Genomic DNA, 17,192 nt, shown 5'->3' with positions numbered 1-17,192 from the left:
CGCAACTTAATATGTCGATACTGGGACAAATTGCAAACAAATGTGACGAAAGTCATTTTTTTACGTCCCGGATCTTGCTCCGAATGACACTCCGCAATGCGTTTTCCTTCGGAAGATGCGACGCAATGGTTTACCATAGGCAGGTTATTGATCAACAGGATGAGCTCAGGTGTCTGATTCAACGGCAACGCCCACATTTCTTTTCCATGACTACGAAACGTTCGGTACCAGCCCCTCGCTGGATCGCCCCGCACAGTTTGCTGCGATTCGTACCGACGCCGATTTCAACATCATTGGCGAGCCGGAAGTCTTTTACTGTAAACCGGCAGATGACTATTTGCCTCAGCCAGAGGCAGTGCTGATTACCGGCATTACGCCACAGCACGCCAGAGCGAATGGCGTTAATGAAGCTGACTTTGCCCGCCGCATCCATGATCTGTTCACCGTCCCCAAAACCTGCGTCCTCGGCTATAACAATGTCCGCTTCGATGACGAAGTGACGCGGAATATCTTCTATCGCAACTTTTACGATCCCTATGCCTGGAGCTGGCAAAACAACAACTCGCGCTGGGATTTGTTGGATGTGATGCGTGCCTGCTATGCCCTGCGCCCGGACGGCATCAACTGGCCGGAGAATGACGATGGGCTGCCGAGTTTCCGCCTTGAGCATCTGACAAAAGCGAACGGTATTGAACACAGCAATGCCCACGATGCAATGGCCGACGTTTACGCGACTATCGCCATGGCGCAACTGGTGAAAACCCACCAGCCGAGGCTGTTTGATTATCTGCTGAGCCACCGTAATAAGCATAAACTGGCGGCCCTGATTGATGTCCCGCAAATGACGCCGCTGGTCCATGTTTCCGGCATGTTTGGCGCCTGGCGCGGCAATACCAGTTGGGTGGCTCCGCTGGCCTGGCACCCGGAAAACCGCAATGCCGTGATCATGGTGGACCTCGCGGGCGATATGTCGTCGTTGCTGGAACTGGATGCTGACGCGTTGCGCGAGCGCTTGTATACCGCAAAAGCCGAGTTAGGTGACAATGCTGCCGTGCCGGTAAAGCTGGTACATCTGAATAAATGCCCTATCCTGGCACAGGCGAAAACGCTGCGTCCTGAGGATGCTGAACGGCTGGGGATTGATCGCAAACAGTGCCTGGATAACCTGAACGTTCTGCGCAATAACCCGCAGGTACGCGAAAAAGTACTGGCTATCTTTGCCGAAGCCGAGCCGTTTGTGCCCTCAGAAAATGTGGATACACAACTTTATAACGGTTTTTTCAGCGACGCAGACCGTGCGGCAATGAACATTCTGTTGGAGACCGAGCCACGTAACCTCCCGGCGCTGGATATCACCTTTGTCGATAAGCGAATCGAGAAACTGCTGTTTAACTACCGGGCGCGTAACTTCCCCGGAACGCTCGATTATGACGAACAACAGCGCTGGCTGGAGCATCGCCGTCAGGTGTTTACGCCTGAGTTTTTGCAGGCCTACGCCGATGAGCTACAGATGCTATCCCAGCAGTACGCCGACGATAAAGCGAAGCTGACACTGCTGAAATCGCTCTGGCAGTACGCCCAGGAGATTGTGTAGCCGCCAGAGTGCAGGCAAAAAAACCGGAGGCCATGGCCTCCGGTTTTTTTATTCAGTCATTCATTACTGCGCGATATCTTCGTACTGTGGCACCGGGTTGCGGAAACTTTTCGTCACGCAGGCCAGATAAACCAGGCCGATACCCCCCCAGATCAGGCCCAGAATCATTGAGCTCTGCTCCAGGTTAATCCACAGTGCGCCTACGGTCAGCGCGCCACAGACCGGCAGTACCAGATAGTTGAAGTGATCTTTCAGCGTCTTGTTACGCTTTTCACGGATCCAGAACTGCGAAATCACTGACAGGTTAACGAAGGTAAACGCCACCAGTGCGCCGAAGTTAATCAACGCAGTCGCCGTCACCAGGTCGAATTTAATCGCCAGCAGTGCAATCGCGCCAACCAGCAGGACGTTCCACGCCGGAGTACGCCATTTCGGGTGTACATAACCAAAGAAACGGGTCGGGAAGACGCCATCACGGCCCATCACGTACATCAAACGCGAAACGCCCGCATGTGCCGCCATACCAGATGCCAGAACGGTCACGCTGGAGAAAATCAGCACGCCCCACTGGAAGGTTTTACCCGCCACATACAGCATGATTTCCGGCTGAGACGCATCCGGATCTTTAAAGCGAGAGATATCCGGGAAGTACAGTTGCAGGAAGTAAGAGGCAACGATAAATACCAGGCCGCCAATCAACGCCGTCAGGAAGATAGCCTTCGGAATCACGCGCTCTGCATCTTTGGTCTCTTCTGACAGAGAAGAGATACCGTCGAAGCCGAGGAACGAGAAGCACAGGATAGTCGCACCGGTAATCATTGGCACCACGTGTGCGCCTTCGGACCAGAACGGACGCGTGCTGGTCAACGTACCTGCGCCTTCACCGTGAGAGACGCCGTAAATGATCAGACCAACGATAACGGCCACAATGCCCATCTGCAGAATCACAATCAGGGTATTGAAGTTGGCCACGGTCTTGATGCTGCGCAGATTAGAGATGGTCATAAAGGCCACCAGCGCGACAACAAAGATCCACGATGGAATAGAAGGCACCAGCGCTTCAAAATAGATTTTCGCCAGCAGAATGTTGATCATCGGCATGAACAGGTAGTCCAGCAGCGAAGACCAACCCACCATAAAGCCAACCGCCGGGCTAATGGATTTCTGGGCGTAGGTGTATGCGGAGCCCGCAGACGGGAAACGGCGAACCAGTTTACCGTAGCTCAGCGCCGTAAAGAGAATGGCCACCAGCGCAAAGGCATACGCCGTTGCAACATGGCCGTCGGTCAAGCCAGAGACGATACCAAACGTATCGAACAGCGTCATAGGCTGCATATAGGCAAGGCCCATCATAACAACCGGAATCAACGTAAGCGTTTTACGTAATTCCACGCGAGAGGTCTTTGGAGTAGCGTTATGCGACATAGTTATCCCCTTTTACGGTGAACGCCAGCGCGTAAGCAAAAGATTGCCCCATTTCTTTATATTCCTCAGCGACAACGACTGTCGGTTTTTAGTAAATATCTATCCGGTACGAAGCCCGGCCTCTTGGATTGAATGACGTTTCTAAAGTGCAAAAAAATAACCGACGTCTTATTAACGTCGGTTAGTTTCAATTTTTTGCAGCGACATATTTTGCACCAAAGTGAGGCGTTTTGACAAGCCTGTGCGATGGCGCTCACAAAACGGTAACACCTAACTTACTGAATTTAAATAATTCACTTTGAACCAGAGCAAATTAATAGCACTTTTTGCTAAAATGTTTCTGCACTGTTTCAGGGAAATGACAGATTTCCCCCGCGTTTATGGCATTAAACTGTTTAAAATCAGTCCAGTGGCATGGTCATCGGATTCGGATATTCATACTCAAATCCCAGTTCGTGGCAAATGCGGTTACCGTCAACCACTTTCCCTTTTTCGCCGGGCGCAGAGTCGAGGAATTGTGGCTCAGGCAGGCCAAGCTTGCGTGCCATGGCCGGGTAAAACTGCGCTCGCGCCGGGTGCTCAGGTGCACATAAATTATAGATATGGCCGCCCTTCGGCGCCTGAAGCAGCAACGTGATGGCGGAAATAACATCCTCCAGATGGACCAGGTTGACCCCCTGTTGCCCGTCTGGCGCCGTCTTCCCGGCAAAAAAACGCCCCGGATGGCGAGCCGGCCCTACCAGCCCTGCCAGACGCAGAATATCCACCGATGTCCCCGGCAAATTATGCAGCCAGTCCTCAAGCTCTTTCAGGACTCGTCCGCTCGCTGTTGATGGATTACGCGGTGAGTTTTCTTTTACTGTGCCGCTGGTGTCGCCGTACACCGAGGTGGAGCTGGTAAAAATGATGCGCGGGATATGATAGGCCAGCGCGCTATCAACAATCTCCTGCATCGCCTGCAGGTAGAAAGCCTCGCCAGGACCACTGCGTCTGGCGGGCAAAGTGATAACCAGCGCGTCGACATTCATTAATGCATCCAGATCGTCTGGCTCGCAGAACAGCTCCGGTTCGAGTTTCAGCACGTAGCTTTCAATGCCACACATACGAGCCGCCTCCACGCCATCCTGAGTGGTTTTGCTGCCGGTGACCTGCCAGCCGCGCGCCGTTAATGACAGCGCCAGCGGCATGCCCAACCATCCTAATCCGACAATAGCGACCTTTTTCATGTGTCTCTCCCGACATTTCGCAGATTCCATTTTAAGGCTACGCCAGCCCGACGAAACTGACAATTCATAGAGCCAATATGAAATGATTTAATGATTAAAAAAAGCCCTTGCCTTTGGTGGTGAAAGTGGTTTAGGTTAAACGACATCAAATGAATAAACATTCATCGAGAATTTTATGACAGGCGTTCAATTTAAACTTCACCATCATCACCATCATCCTGACTAGTCTTTCAGGCGATGTGTGCTGGAAGACGTTTGGATCTTCCAGTGGTGCATGAACGCAAGAGAAAGCCCCCGGAAGATTATCTTCCGGGGGCTTTTTTTTGGACCAAATTCAGCAGGATAATGAGGAAAACAGAATGTTAGACAATACCCGTTTACGCATAGCTATTCAGAAATCAGGCCGTCTGAGCGATGACTCACGCGAATTACTGGCCCGTTGCGGCATTAAAATCAACCTGCACACACAGCGTCTGATTGCCCTGGCCGAAAATATGCCGATTGATATTCTGCGCGTGCGTGATGACGACATTCCGGGACTGGTCATGGACGGCGTGGTCGACCTGGGTATTGTGGGCGAAAACGTCCTGGAAGAAGAGCTGCTGACCCGCCGCGCACAGGGGGAAGACCCGCGTTATTTCACCCTGCGCCGCCTTGATTTCGGGAGTTGCCGCCTGTCACTGGCGACCAACGCCGACGAAGAGTGGAAAGGCCCGGCGTCACTCGACGGCAAACGTATTGCCACCTCTTATCCGCACCTGCTCAAACGCTATCTCGACCAGAAAGGCGTCGCCTTCAAGTCCTGCCTGCTGAACGGTTCTGTTGAAGTGGCCCCACGTGCCGGTCTGGCGGATGCCATCTGTGATCTGGTCTCCACCGGTGCCACCCTGGAAGCGAATGGTCTGCGCGAAGTGGAAGTGATTTACCGCTCCAAAGCCTGCCTCATTCAACGTGACGGCGACCTGCTGGATGGCAAACAAGAGCTGGTCGATAAATTGCTGACCCGTATTCAGGGCGTGATTCAGGCGCGTGAATCCAAATACATCATGATGCACGCACCAACCGAGCGTCTGGATGAAGTAATTTCTCTGCTGCCGGGCGCCGAACGTCCGACCATTCTGCCGCTGGCAGGCGATCAGCAACGTGTCGCCATGCATATGGTGAGCAGCGAAACCCTGTTCTGGGAAACGATGGAAAAACTGAAAGCGCTGGGCGCCAGTTCTATTCTGGTGCTGCCAATCGAGAAGATGATGGAGTAATCCACCTTACGATTCGCCCGGTGGCGCTATGTCTGCCGGGCCTGGACATCCAGGCCGGATAAGCGAAAGCGTCACCCTGCCTATAAAGGAAAATGATTATGAGCTTTAACACTATCAACAACTGGAACAGTTGTAGCCCTGAACAGCAACGCGAGCTGCTGATGCGCCCGGCGATCTCTGCCTCAGAAAGTATCACCCGTACCGTTGTGGAGATCCTCGACAACGTGAAAAGTAATGGCGATAACGCCCTGCGCGATTACAGCGCGAAATTTGATAAAACCGACGTTACCACGCTGAAAGTGACCGCGCAGGAAATTGCCGATGCCAGCGCCCGTCTCGGTGACGACATCAAACAGGCGATGGCCGTGGCGGTTAAAAATATCGACACGTTCCACATCGCACAGAAACTGCAAACGGTGGACGTCGAAACGCTGCCTGGCGTGCGTTGCCAGCAGGTCACCCGCCCTATCTCCTCCGTCGGGTTGTATATCCCAGGCGGTTCCGCGCCGCTGTTTTCCACCGTACTGATGCTGGCCACTCCGGCACGCATTGCAGGCTGCAAAAAAGTGGTGCTCTGCTCCCCTCCCCCTATTGCGGATGAAATTCTCTATGCGGCGCAACTCTGCGGTGTACAGGAAGTCTTTAAAGTGGGGGGCGCGCAAGCGATTGCGGCTCTGGCATTTGGCACGGAATCAGTGCCAAAAGTCGACAAAATCTTTGGACCCGGCAACGCCTTCGTGACCGAGGCCAAGCGTCAGGTAAGCCAGCGTCTGGATGGTGCTGCTATCGATATGCCAGCGGGCCCATCAGAAGTGCTGGTGATTGCCGACAGCGGCGCCACGCCTGATTTTGTCGCCTCCGATCTGTTGTCGCAGGCGGAGCACGGCCCGGACTCGCAGGTGATCCTGCTGACGCCGGATGCCGACATGGCCCGCGCCGTTGCCGACGCCGTTGAACGTCAGTTAGCCGACCTGCCTCGCGCGGAAACGGCGCGTAAAGCGCTCTCCGCCAGTCGCCTGATTGTGGCCAAAGACCTGGCACAATGCGTGCAAATCTCTAACCAGTATGGTCCGGAGCATTTGATTATTCAGACCCGTAGCGCGCGTGATCTGGTGGATGATATCACCAGCGCCGGCTCGGTCTTTTTGGGCGACTGGTCACCCGAGTCCGCCGGTGATTATGCCTCCGGCACTAACCATGTCCTGCCAACATACGGTTATACCGCAACCTGCTCCAGCCTGGGGCTGGCCGATTTCCAGAAACGGATGACCGTCCAGGAATTATCGCGCGAAGGCTTCGCGTCTCTCGCTTCTACTATTGAAACGCTGGCGGCCGCTGAACTGCTCACCGCCCACAAAAATGCCGTCACCCTGCGTGTTAACGCCCTTAAGGAGCAAGCATGAGTATTGAGGAACTGGCTCGCGCCAACGTACGTGCCCTGACCCCGTATCAGTCTGCCCGTCGTCTTGGCGGTAAGGGCGATGTCTGGTTGAACGCCAACGAATTTCCGACGGCAGTGGAATTTAATTTCACTCAGCAAACGCTGAACCGCTACCCGGAATGTCAGCCAAAAGCAGTTATTGAAGGGTATGCGCAGTACGCCGGGCTTAAGCCGGAACAAGTGCTGGTGAGTCGCGGCGCTGATGAAGGTATTGAACTCCTAATCCGCGCATTCTGCGAACCGGGTAAAGACGCCATTCTGTTCTGCCCGCCGACCTACGGTATGTACAGCGTCAGCGCAGAAACCTTTGGCGTTGAGTACCGCACGGCCCTGACACTGGACGGCTGGCAACTGGATCTGCAAAACATTGCCGACCAGCTTGAGAACGTCAAACTGCTGTATGTCTGCAGCCCGAACAACCCCACTGGTCAAATCATCAATCCGCAGGACATTCGCGCCGTGCTGGAGATGACGCGCGGCAAAGCGCTCGTAGTGGCCGACGAAGCGTATATTGAATTTTGTCCTCAGGCGACGCTGGCGGGCTGGCTTGAAGAGTATCCGCACCTGGTGATACTGCGCACACTGTCCAAAGCCTTTGCGCTGGCAGGCCTGCGTTGCGGCTTCACCCTGGCAAATGAAGAGGTGATCAACCTGCTGATGAAAGTGATCGCTCCCTATCCACTCTCTACACCGGTGGCCGATATCGCGGCCCAGGCTCTGAGCCCGGAAGGGATTGTGGCGATGCGCGAGCGTGTCGCACAGATCGTGGCCGAGCGCGAATATCTGTCAACATCACTTCGTGACATTCCCTGCGTGGAGACGGTGTTTGATTCAGAGACCAACTACATTCTGGTACGCTTCAAAGCCTCCAGCGCTGTCTTTAAATCACTGTGGGATCAGGGCATTATCCTGCGTGACCAAAATAAACAACCGACCTTGAGCGGCTGCCTGCGTATCACTATCGGCACCCGCGAAGAGAGCCAGCGCGTCATCGACGCTTTACGTGCGGAGTCTGTATGAGCCAGAAGTACCTTTTTATTGACCGTGATGGAACCCTGATTTCCGAACCGCCATCTGATTATCAGGTCGATCGTTTTGACAAGCTGGCCTTTGAACCGGACGCGATTCCGGTTCTGCTCGCACTACAAAAAGCCGGTTTTAAACTGGTGATGATCACCAATCAGGACGGTCTGGGCACTAGCAGCTTCCCGCAGGCCGATTTTGACGGCCCGCATAACCTGATGATGCAAATTTTCACCTCGCAGGGTGTGGTGTTTGAAGAGGTGCTGATTTGCCCGCACTTCCCGGGCGATGAGTGTGATTGCCGCAAACCGAAAGTAAAAATGGTTGAGCGCTGGCTGGTTGAGCAAGCGCTGGATAAAGCGAACAGCTACGTCATTGGCGATCGCGCAACGGATATTGAACTGGCGGCCAATATGGGCATTGCCGGGCTGCGTTACAACCGCGAAACCCTGAACTGGGCGGCTATTGGCGAGCAGTTGACCAAACGCGATCGTTACGCCCACGTTGAGCGCAAAACCAAAGAGACGCAGATTGACGTCAAAGTGTGGCTGGATCGCGAAGGCGGTAGCAAAATCCGCACCGGCGTGGGCTTCTTTGATCATATGCTCGATCAAATTGCCACCCACGGCGGCTTTCGCATGGAAATCGACGTCAAAGGCGATCTCTACATTGACGATCACCATACGGTTGAAGATACCGGCCTGGCGTTAGGCGAAGCGTTGAAACTGGCGCTGGGCGACAAGCGTGGTATCAACCGTTTCGGTTTTGTGCTGCCGATGGACGAATGTCTGGCACGCTGCGCGCTGGATATTTCCGGGCGTCCGCACCTGGAATATAAAGCTGAGTTTACCTATCAGCGCGTGGGCGATTTGAGCACCGAGATGGTTGAGCACTTCTTTAGTTCTCTTTCTTACACCATGGGTGTGACGCTGCATTTGAAAACCAAAGGGAAAAACGATCACCACCGCGTGGAGAGCCTGTTCAAAGTCTTTGGTCGTACGCTGCGCCAGGCCATTCGCGTCGAAGGCGATACCCTTCCCTCCTCGAAAGGAGTGTTGTGATGAATGTCGTTATCCTGGATACCGGCTGCGCTAACCTCAACTCTGTGAAATCGGCCATTTCGCGTCACGGCTACGAGCCGCTGGTGAGCCGCGATCCGGACGTGGTGCTGCGCGCCGACAAACTGTTTCTGCCCGGCGTAGGCACGGCGCAGGCCGCCATGGATCAATTGCGCGAACGCGACCTGATTGAACTGGTAAAAGCCTGCACCCAGCCGGTGCTGGGCATCTGCCTGGGTATGCAGTTACTGGGACGTTTCAGCGAAGAGAACAGTGGCGTGGATTTACTGGGTATCATCGACCAGGACGTGCCGAAAATGGAAGATGTTGGTTTACCACTGCCGCACATGGGCTGGAACCAAGTCTATCCGAAAGCAGGCAATCGCCTGTTTCAGGGGATAGATGACGGCGCGTACTTCTATTTTGTTCATAGCTACGCCATGCCGGTTAACCCTTATACCATCGCCCAGTGTCAGTACGGCACGCCGTTTACTGCTGCGGTGCAAAAAGACAATTTCTATGGCGTGCAATTCCATCCGGAACGTTCAGGGCGCGCGGGTGCACAACTGCTGAAAAACTTTCTGGAGATGTGATGATTATTCCGGCTTTAGATTTAATTGATGGAACGGTAGTGCGCCTGCACCAGGGGGATTATGGTCAGCAGCGCGACTACGGCGCCGACCCGTTGCCGCGCCTGCAGGATTACGCCGCCCAGGGTGCGCAAGTACTGCATCTGGTGGATTTAACCGGTGCGAAAGATCCGGCGCGTCGCCAGATCCCATTGCTGAAAACACTGGTTGCCGGGGTGAATGTGCCGGTACAGGTCGGCGGCGGTGTACGTACCGAAGAGGATGTCGCCGCGCTGCTTGATGCTGGTGTCGCCCGGGTGGTCGTTGGTTCAACAGCCGTGAAATCACCCGAGGTCGTTAAAGGGTGGTTCGAGCGTTTTGGCGCCGATGCGCTGGTCCTGGCGCTGGATGTACGCATTGATGCCGCAGGCAATAAACAGGTGGCGGTAAGCGGCTGGCAGGAAGATTCCGGCGTCTCGCTGGAAGAACTGGTAGAAATCTATCTCCCGGTTGGCCTCAGGCATGTGCTGTGCACCGATATCTCCCGCGATGGTACGCTGGCAGGTTCGAACGTGTCGCTGTATGAAGAAGTGTGCGCGCGATATCCGCAGGTTGCGTTTCAGTCTTCCGGTGGTATCGGCGATATCAATGATATTGCGGCGCTGCGTGGAACAGGCGTGAAAGGCGTGATCGTGGGTCGCGCGCTGCTGGAAGGTAAATTTACTGTAACGGAGGCCATCCAATGCTGGCAAAACGGATAATTCCTTGTCTCGACGTACGCGATGGTCAGGTGGTGAAAGGTATCCAGTTTCGTAATCACGAAATCATCGGTGACATCGTGCCTCTGGCGAAACGCTACGCCGAAGAAGGCGCAGACGAACTGGTTTTTTACGATATCACCGCCTCCAGTGACGGGCGCGTGGTCGATAAAAGCTGGGTCTCTCGCGTCGCGGAAGTGATTGACATTCCGTTCTGTGTGGCGGGCGGGATCAAGTCTGCTGACGATGCGCACAAAATTCTCTCTTTCGGCGCGGATAAGATTTCCATCAACTCCCCGGCGCTGGCGGATCCGGAGCTTATCACCCGCCTCGCCGATCGTTTTGGCGTGCAGTGTATTGTGGTGGGTATCGATACCTGGTTTGATGCGTCGACCGGTAAGTACCACGTCAATCAGTATACCGGTGATGAAAGCCGCACCCGCGTGACCACCTGGGAGACGCTGGACTGGGTGCAGGAAGTGCAGAAACGCGGAGCTGGCGAGATCGTGCTTAACATGATGAACCAGGACGGCGTGCGTAACGGTTATGACCTTGAGCAACTGAAAAAAGTGCGCGAGGTTTGCCACGTCCCGCTTATCGCTTCCGGTGGCGCGGGTACAATGGAACACTTCCTTGAGGCCTTCCGCGACGCCAACGTCGACGGCGCGCTGGCGGCATCGGTGTTCCATAAGCAAATTATCAATATTGGTGAGTTAAAAACGTTCCTGGCAGGCCAGGGCGTGGAGATAAGGGTATGTTAACAGAGCTGCAACTGGCCCAACTGGACTGGGAAAAAACCGACGGACTGCTGCCCGCCGTGGTGCAACACGCGGTCTCCGGCGAAGTATTGATGCTGGGGTATATGAACAAGGACGCGCTGGCGAAAACGCTGGAAAGTGGCAAAGTCACCTTCTTCTCGCGGACCAAAGGACGTTTGTGGACCAAAGGCGAAAGTTCTGGCCATTTTCTGAATGTGGTGAACATTGCGCCGGACTGTGATAACGATACCCTGCTGGTACTGGTGAATCCCATTGGTCCAACCTGCCACACGGGAACGTCCAGTTGCTTTGGCGACAATGCCCATCAGTGGCTGTTCCTCTACCAACTGGAACAACTGCTCGCCGAACGCAAAACGGCAGACCCGGCCAGCTCATATACCGCAAAGCTGTATGCCAGCGGCACCAAGCGTATCGCACAAAAGGTGGGTGAAGAAGGCGTGGAGACTGCACTGGCGGCCACCGTTCACGATCGTGAAGAACTGACCAATGAAGCGTCAGACTTGATGTATCACCTGCTGGTCTTGTTGCAGGATCAGAACCTGGATCTGACCGCTGTTATCGAAAATCTGCGTAAGCGTCACCAGTAATTGCTATGGGGAGTGCCTGCACTCCCCCTCTTCCCCACTGAATTAACAGTTATCATTCTGCTTCTCAACAGGTATGATCCGCCTCATGGTTCAGCGCTGCTCCTGCCGCGCTGCATGTTTTGCATCACCAGACATTGAGGTTGAAGATGAAATTTTTGGTCACCGGCGCAGCCGGCTTTATCGGCTTTCACGTCAGCGAACGTCTGTTACAGGCGGGCCATCAGGTCACAGGGATAGATAACCTTAATGATTATTATGAAGTCAGCCTGAAAGAAGCACGCCTGAACTTACTGGCAAACGAAAACTTTCGCTTTGTGAAACTGGACCTGGCTGACCGTGAAGGGATGGCACAATTATTTGCCGAAGAGAAGTTTGACCGCGTTATCCATCTTGCCGCTCAGGCGGGCGTACGTTATTCACTGGAAAACCCACATGTTTACGCCGAAGCTAACCTGATTGGTCATCTGAACGTGCTGGAAGGCTGCCGCCACAATAAGGTTCAGCATTTGCTGTATGCCTCCTCCAGTTCTGTTTACGGTCTGAACCGCAAGATGCCTTTCTCTACGGAAGATTCCGTTGATCACCCAGTATCGCTTTACGCCGCAACCAAAAAAGCCAATGAGCTGATGTCGCACACCTATTCACATCTTTATGGTTTGCCGACCACGGGACTGCGCTTCTTTACGGTTTATGGCCCGTGGGGACGCCCGGACATGGCGTTGTTTAAATTCACGAAAGCCATGCTCGAAGGCAAAAGCATCGATGTCTATAACTACGGCAAGATGAAACGCGACTTTACCTATGTGGATGATATTGTTGAAGCCATTATCCGCATGCAGGATGTGATTCCGCAGGCTGACCCGACCTGGACCGTTGAAAGTGGCTCCCCGGCCACCAGTTCAGCGCCCTACCATATCTACAACATCGGCAATAGCTCGCCGGTCGAGTTGATGGATTACATCACAGCGCTTGAAGAAGCACTGGGTATTGAAGCGCAAAAGAATATGATGCCGATTCAGGCGGGCGATGTGCTGGAAACCAGCGCCGATACGCAGCCGTTGTATGACACCATCGGTTTTAAACCGCAGACATCGGTTAAAGAAGGCGTGAAGAAATTTGTCGAGTGGTACAAGTCGTATTACAAGGCGTAAAAAAACGGCCCTGACGGGCCGTTTTCATTTCGGTGCTTAGTCGTTACCGAACAGATCGCGGGTATAGACTTTGGCTTCAACATCCGCCAGCTCCGGCGCCATACGGTTTGAAATAATCACATCCGATTCTTTCTTGAAAGCTTCCAGGTCGCGGACAACGCGAGAGTGGAAGAACTCGTCTTCCTGCATTACCGGTTCATAAATGATGACCTGTACACCCTTCGCCTTGATACGTTTCATAATCCCCTGAATAGAGGATGCGCGGAAGTTATCCGAACCGCTCTTCATAATAAGACGGTAGACACCCACCACCTTCGGTTTACGGGAAAGAATGGAGTCAGCAATGAAGTCTTTGCGCGTGCGGTTCGCATCCACGATAGCCGCAATAATGTTATTCGGCACCGACTGGTAGTTCGCCAGCAATTGCTTGGTATCTTTTGGCAGGCAGTAACCGCCATAGCCAAATGACGGATTGTTGTAGTGATTGCCAATACGCGGGTCAAGGCAAACCCCTTCAATGATCTGGCGCGTATTCAGCCCCAGCGCTTCGGCATAGCTGTCCAGCTCGTTGAAATAGGCCACACGCATTGCCAGATAGGTATTGGCGAACAGCTTGATGGCTTCGGCTTCGGTGGAGTCGGTGAACAGCGTTGGGATATCTTTCTTGATAGCCCCTTCCTGCAGCAGCCCCGCAAAACGCTCTGCGCGTGCGGAACGTTCGCCAATGACAATACGTGACGGATGCAGGTTGTCGTAAAGCGCCTTACCTTCGCGCAAGAACTCCGGCGAGAAGATGACATTGTCGATACCGAGCTCATCTTTGATGGACTGGGTGAACCCCACAGGGATGGTAGACTTGATAATCATCACCGCATCGGGGTTGATTTCGTGCACATCGCGGATGACCGACTCAACACTGGAAGTATTGAAGTAGTTGGTTTTCGGATCGTAATCAGTCGGGGTGGCAATAATGACATAATCGGCGCCCCGATAGGCATCTTGCTTATCCGTGGTGGCGCGAAAATTCAGATTTTTTGTCGCCAGATACTCTTCAATTTCTTTATCAACGATCGGCGATTTTTTCTGATTCAGCATATCGACTTTAGCCTGCACGATATCGAGTGCGACCACTTCATGATGCTGCGCAATCAGAATACCGTTCGATAAGCCAACGTAACCTGTTCCGGAGATTGTTATTTTCATTCGATAAGCATCTTTTGTAGTTTGAGTATATGAGTTGGTAGTAAAACCAACCTTACCTGTTAATTCTGCCGTCGCAATATCAATGCCGTCAAGCAAGAGCAAGAACTTGTTGCTGCTTGTGATTGAACATTTAATTACTGTACGCTTAGTAGACAAAACATTAAGTTACAGGACAATAGTTAACTTAGAATCTCTACAAAATAGGAAAATCCTCACATAACAATTTGTAATACATTAGAAAAATTCAGATTAATCGTCCAGATAAGCTTACGTAACCAATTTGTGTTATCAAAAGGTTGAACCTTTCAAACATAAGAGTAGTTGCTTGCGATTTTTAGCAAAAAAAAAAAAATAAACCCGAGAAAAATCTCAATGACAAAACAATAAAATGAATATGTATTTTCCATGTCATATGAAACGCCAGCACGGGAATTAATAACAAGAAAAAATTATATTCAAAAAAGGCATCATATATTAAATGATAAAGGAGTAAAATCAATGAGGCAAGACAGGAAATGGAAAGAGAATGCGCACAGAATAAAATGAAACATTGTGACTGAGCAGAAGATTAAGTTTTTAACCTTCAGGGCCAGTATTTTTAAAGAAATCCAATGATTGATATTTAAATAAAATTGGTAAAACAAGGGCGTATAAGATGTTTTATGAAAGCAACTCCTGGTAAATCTTTATCTGCCTGGATGTGCAACATTTTCGGATTTTCCATGAGTAGCATTATTGCAGAGGCGGTCTGTTATTGACTACCACCACAGAAGAGATCTGCGGATGATTAGTCAAAACAGACCGTAATTTTCTATTTGTGAAAGTTCACGTCAAAGTTAATATTACTACACATATACAAATTGTTTCCGCGAATACCTGCAAGGCTAACTGAGTAATTGCCGCTTAGTTTTTTAATATCTACAAGAGCCGAGAGTCCCGCAGAAGTAAGGTCTGGATGATGGAAAGCATCTGCAACATCAGGCCTATTGCTTACATCGGTCGTAAAGTATAATGTCTTACCTTCTTTAGGCTTCAGCATTACCAAGCTTTTATCATACAATTCACCTTTCGTGCTTGACGCGGCAAGCCAGCCCTGAACCTGAAGACTCGACGCATCATCCAGCGTCTGGCTCTCAGCTTTTTTATTGTTTATCACATCTATACTGCCATCACAGAAGATCGGATTAACGGTAATATTATTAACTAACGTCTCTGCCTTATTGTAATTGACTACGCGCGGTATAATATGTATTTGATTATTTTTAAGCTGAATAAACTTCGCTATGAAATTTTCATGGAGATAGAATTTCGCATCCGTTTCAAACATTATCGCTTTAACTGATTCTCCTTGCACACCTTCTACTGAAATACCAGTTAGAAAAGGTGATGCCAAAACTCCACTAGCAGAATTAAGTATATTCAGTCGAAACTCTTTTATATCGCCGCTTTCGAGCTTATATTTTACCTTAACGATACCGCCTCTAAAGAGAAGATTTTTGAGCCGCCCTAAAAGGGTAAACTCAAAACCCGGCTGCACTTTGACAATAGCATTATCTACTTGCGGTACCTTGTACCAAGTCCCAAATTGCATTTCTTGCTGTGATAAAGATGTATATTCCTCTTTATTAATCTCAGCTTTTTGCTTCATCAACACAACCGGAACATTCCCGCGTCCATGGCTAATGGCAGCGATATCATAATTGTTCAAAATACTTGTGCTAGTAAGAGGATCTTCGTTTAGAGAGTACTTATAGTCAAACCCTTCAAATATATTACAATCTTTTGAATAACAAGTTAGCCCACCAGTCCATAATACAAACTCCGGCCTGTTATTAGACTCAAAGAAAGTTTTATTCATTTCGTCTAACTCTGGCGTAAGTGTCATGTAATTCTGAAATAGCGGACGAGTAATATAATTAAATTTATTAGCAATCATATACTCATTATTGTAAGGATAAACATCTATTGTAGAATCCTTAACAAGATTCGTTACCTGTCCGTCTAATTTGTATTCAGTATATGTGTTTGCCATTCTATCATTATAGTCTTGGTCAAAATTAAAAACTGTATAGAATGGCTTTATCGTGGCAGCTCCAGGAAACGTTTCATGTGTTGCCATAAATAACAATGATACAAAACAAATACCATATACAAGACGTCCAATCGGAAATTTCTCACAAACAAGCACAAGTGACAAAATAATCATTGGAACGACAAAATAAGTGTTGTAATGATCAGCTCGACCAAATCCCAATTTAAAAAGAATGACCCATAACGCAATGTACGTCAGTAAAAGATATCGACGAACTGTTAAGCACTGAATGATGAAACACGCCAGAATAATAAATGCACAGACATAAGTCGCAAAAGTATTTTCAACATCCAACGTCATATCAACTGCATTACCAAAATTAAGTTGCATGTTGATTTTTAAATAACTTACTATGCTAACAGAATCATGAAAAATGGCAAATCCAATCACAACATATGTTATAGGGACAGTAATACAGAATGCAATCAGTGTGTTGAGCGCTTTTCGGGATGGCAAATGGCTAATTAAGTATGTTGTAAAAATAGCTGCACTGATCAAACCAAAAAAGAAGCGAACATAAAATTCAATACCAACAACAACCCCAAGCGCAATGCAAATCTTCCAGGACAAAGTAATTTGACGTTTCCTGTAAAACTCAATGTATGCTAAAACCATCAATGGCCAAAGGAATAACGCACAATTAACTTGTAATGTTAGGATAAAAATAAGGAATGCCGCTGCAAATGAAAAATATCTTTTAGAATCGATACATATAAGAACAAGTATGGTCCAAAAGAAGGCGAAATTAGTTGTTAAGAATAAAACCGCAGCCCAATATGTAATTTGGTTAAAGGGCGTTGTAACCCCACCAACGAGCCAATATAAGGGACCATAACTGAACAAAAAATCCTGATTACGCGCAAACATTGAATTTGTCAGATTTATCCATTGCTCCACGTTACCTATGGAACTAGCAGGATACAACCTGACAGATGAAAATATTAAAATAAACAAGGAGAAAAATATAAACAGTTCTCTTTGATGTTTATGTAATGTGATTTTTAACTTATAAAAAAACGAGTTCATA

General features: G+C 50.4%; 16 protein-coding genes and 1 other annotated feature. Of the genes, 11 read left to right on the top strand and 5 right to left on the bottom strand.

From position 1 onward, the window contains the following. The first annotated feature begins 169 nt into the window (after positions 1-169). Positions 170-1,594 (top strand): exodeoxyribonuclease I, encoded by a 1,425-nt coding sequence (gene sbcB, locus ABU190_RS02895; protein WP_354690333.1) that lies wholly within the window; start codon positions 170-172, stop codon positions 1,592-1,594. Between the two features lie 63 nt (positions 1,595-1,657). On the opposite strand, the gene ABU190_RS02890 is transcribed toward sbcB, so the two are convergent. The 3 genes from ABU190_RS02890 to ABU190_RS02880 all read right to left on the bottom strand — a co-directional run bounded on the left by ABU190_RS02890 (position 1,658) and on the right by ABU190_RS02880 (position 4,245). Then, positions 1,658-3,019, bottom strand: coding sequence for an APC family permease (locus ABU190_RS02890; protein ID WP_071196264.1), 1,362 nt, complete (start codon positions 3,017-3,019; stop codon positions 1,658-1,660). Continuing rightward, positions 3,009-3,071 carry a membrane protein YoeI gene (gene yoeI, locus ABU190_RS02885; RefSeq protein WP_103245917.1) on the bottom strand — a complete coding sequence of 21 codons (63 nt, stop codon included), beginning with the start codon at positions 3,069-3,071 and terminating at the stop codon, positions 3,009-3,011. The genes ABU190_RS02890 and yoeI overlap by 11 nt, the downstream gene beginning before the upstream one ends. Positions 3,072-3,420: 349 nt before the next feature. Then, positions 3,421-4,245, bottom strand: a complete 825-nt coding sequence (locus tag ABU190_RS02880; RefSeq protein WP_071196263.1) for an SDR family oxidoreductase — start codon at positions 4,243-4,245, stop codon at positions 3,421-3,423. 175 nt (positions 4,246-4,420) lie between these two features. Between ABU190_RS02880 and hisL the strand changes: the two genes are divergently transcribed. The 10 genes from hisL (at position 4,421) to ABU190_RS02830 (ending at position 12,870) form a co-directional block, all read left to right on the top strand. Continuing rightward, a complete protein-coding gene (gene hisL / locus ABU190_RS02875) occupies positions 4,421-4,471 on the top strand; it encodes a his operon leader peptide (RefSeq protein ID WP_103245916.1) in 51 nt (16 codons plus the stop codon). Then, positions 4,447-4,570 (top strand) — a sequence feature (His leader region). Its footprint overlaps the gene before it by 25 nt. 34 nt (positions 4,571-4,604) lie before the next feature. Beyond that, positions 4,605-5,504, top strand: coding sequence for an ATP phosphoribosyltransferase (hisG, locus tag ABU190_RS02870; RefSeq protein WP_041851935.1), 900 nt, complete (start codon positions 4,605-4,607; stop codon positions 5,502-5,504). A gap of 98 nt (positions 5,505-5,602) precedes the next feature. After that, the gene (hisD, locus tag ABU190_RS02865) at positions 5,603-6,907 is read left to right on the top strand and encodes a histidinol dehydrogenase (protein ID WP_354690332.1); all 1,305 of its coding nucleotides are present in this window, start codon (positions 5,603-5,605) and stop codon (positions 6,905-6,907) included. Further along, positions 6,904-7,965, top strand: coding sequence for a histidinol-phosphate transaminase (gene hisC / locus ABU190_RS02860; RefSeq protein WP_354690331.1), 1,062 nt, complete (start codon positions 6,904-6,906; stop codon positions 7,963-7,965). The genes hisD and hisC overlap by 4 nt, the downstream gene beginning before the upstream one ends. Then, positions 7,962-9,029: a bifunctional histidinol-phosphatase/imidazoleglycerol-phosphate dehydratase HisB gene (hisB, locus tag ABU190_RS02855; RefSeq protein ID WP_041851938.1), complete on the top strand. Its 1,068-nt coding sequence runs from the start codon at positions 7,962-7,964 to the stop codon at positions 9,027-9,029. The genes hisC and hisB overlap by 4 nt, the downstream gene beginning before the upstream one ends. Next, positions 9,029-9,619: an imidazole glycerol phosphate synthase subunit HisH gene (gene hisH / locus ABU190_RS02850; protein WP_041851939.1), complete on the top strand. Its 591-nt coding sequence runs from the start codon at positions 9,029-9,031 to the stop codon at positions 9,617-9,619. The genes hisB and hisH overlap by 1 nt, the downstream gene beginning before the upstream one ends. Continuing rightward, entirely contained in the window at positions 9,619-10,356 is a 738-nt protein-coding gene (hisA, locus tag ABU190_RS02845; RefSeq protein WP_354690330.1) for a 1-(5-phosphoribosyl)-5-[(5-phosphoribosylamino)methylideneamino]imidazole-4-carboxamide isomerase, read from the top strand. Before hisH ends, hisA begins: the two co-directional genes overlap by 1 nt. Beyond that, on the top strand, positions 10,338-11,114 hold the full coding sequence (gene hisF / locus ABU190_RS02840) for an imidazole glycerol phosphate synthase subunit HisF (RefSeq protein ID WP_354690329.1): 777 nt from the start codon (positions 10,338-10,340) through the stop codon (positions 11,112-11,114). The genes hisA and hisF overlap by 19 nt, the downstream gene beginning before the upstream one ends. Beyond that, positions 11,108-11,719: a bifunctional phosphoribosyl-AMP cyclohydrolase/phosphoribosyl-ATP diphosphatase HisIE gene (gene hisIE / locus ABU190_RS02835; RefSeq protein WP_354690328.1), complete on the top strand. Its 612-nt coding sequence runs from the start codon at positions 11,108-11,110 to the stop codon at positions 11,717-11,719. The genes hisF and hisIE overlap by 7 nt, the downstream gene beginning before the upstream one ends. 146 nt (positions 11,720-11,865) lie before the next feature. After that, positions 11,866-12,870 carry an NAD-dependent epimerase gene (locus ABU190_RS02830; protein ID WP_107223904.1) on the top strand — a complete coding sequence of 335 codons (1,005 nt, stop codon included), beginning with the start codon at positions 11,866-11,868 and terminating at the stop codon, positions 12,868-12,870. 36 nt (positions 12,871-12,906) lie between these two features. Here ABU190_RS02830 and ugd read toward each other — a convergent pair whose 3' ends face one another. Together ugd and ABU190_RS02820 are read right to left on the bottom strand one after the other, a co-directional pair. Continuing rightward, positions 12,907-14,073, bottom strand: a complete 1,167-nt coding sequence (gene ugd, locus ABU190_RS02825; protein WP_354690327.1) for a UDP-glucose 6-dehydrogenase — start codon at positions 14,071-14,073, stop codon at positions 12,907-12,909. A gap of 811 nt (positions 14,074-14,884) precedes the next feature. Next, entirely contained in the window at positions 14,885-17,191 is a 2,307-nt protein-coding gene (locus ABU190_RS02820; RefSeq protein WP_354690326.1) for a hypothetical protein, read from the bottom strand. Position 17,192 lies beyond the last annotated feature (1 nt).

The sequence above is a fragment of the Phytobacter sp. RSE-02 genome (assembly GCF_040578655.1).
Taxonomy (GTDB): Bacteria; Pseudomonadota; Gammaproteobacteria; order Enterobacterales; family Enterobacteriaceae; genus Phytobacter; species Phytobacter diazotrophicus.
This window is presented reverse-complemented; position numbering and strand designations above follow the sequence as displayed.

Bases quoted from the DNA above. Each gene is read 5' to 3' on its own strand.
- ABU190_RS02890 (WP_071196264.1), bottom strand. From the start codon at position 3,019: ATGTCGCATAACGCTACTCCAAAGACCTCTCGCGTGGAATTACGTAAA.
- ABU190_RS02880 (WP_071196263.1), bottom strand. From the start codon at position 4,245: ATGAAAAAGGTCGCTATTGTCGGATTAGGATGGTTGGGCATGCCGCTG.
- hisG (WP_041851935.1), top strand. From the start codon at position 4,605: ATGTTAGACAATACCCGTTTACGCATAGCTATTCAGAAATCAGGCCGT.
- hisD (WP_354690332.1), top strand. From the start codon at position 5,603: ATGAGCTTTAACACTATCAACAACTGGAACAGTTGTAGCCCTGAACAG.
- hisC (WP_354690331.1), top strand. From the start codon at position 6,904: ATGAGTATTGAGGAACTGGCTCGCGCCAACGTACGTGCCCTGACCCCG.
- hisB (WP_041851938.1), top strand. From the start codon at position 7,962: ATGAGCCAGAAGTACCTTTTTATTGACCGTGATGGAACCCTGATTTCC.
- hisH (WP_041851939.1), top strand. From the start codon at position 9,029: ATGAATGTCGTTATCCTGGATACCGGCTGCGCTAACCTCAACTCTGTG.
- hisA (WP_354690330.1), top strand. From the start codon at position 9,619: ATGATTATTCCGGCTTTAGATTTAATTGATGGAACGGTAGTGCGCCTG.
- hisF (WP_354690329.1), top strand. From the start codon at position 10,338: ATGCTGGCAAAACGGATAATTCCTTGTCTCGACGTACGCGATGGTCAG.
- hisIE (WP_354690328.1), top strand. From the start codon at position 11,108: ATGTTAACAGAGCTGCAACTGGCCCAACTGGACTGGGAAAAAACCGAC.
- ABU190_RS02830 (WP_107223904.1), top strand. From the start codon at position 11,866: ATGAAATTTTTGGTCACCGGCGCAGCCGGCTTTATCGGCTTTCACGTC.
- ugd (WP_354690327.1), bottom strand. From the start codon at position 14,073: ATGAAAATAACAATCTCCGGAACAGGTTACGTTGGCTTATCGAACGGT.
- ABU190_RS02820 (WP_354690326.1), bottom strand. From the start codon at position 17,191: ATGAACTCGTTTTTTTATAAGTTAAAAATCACATTACATAAACATCAA.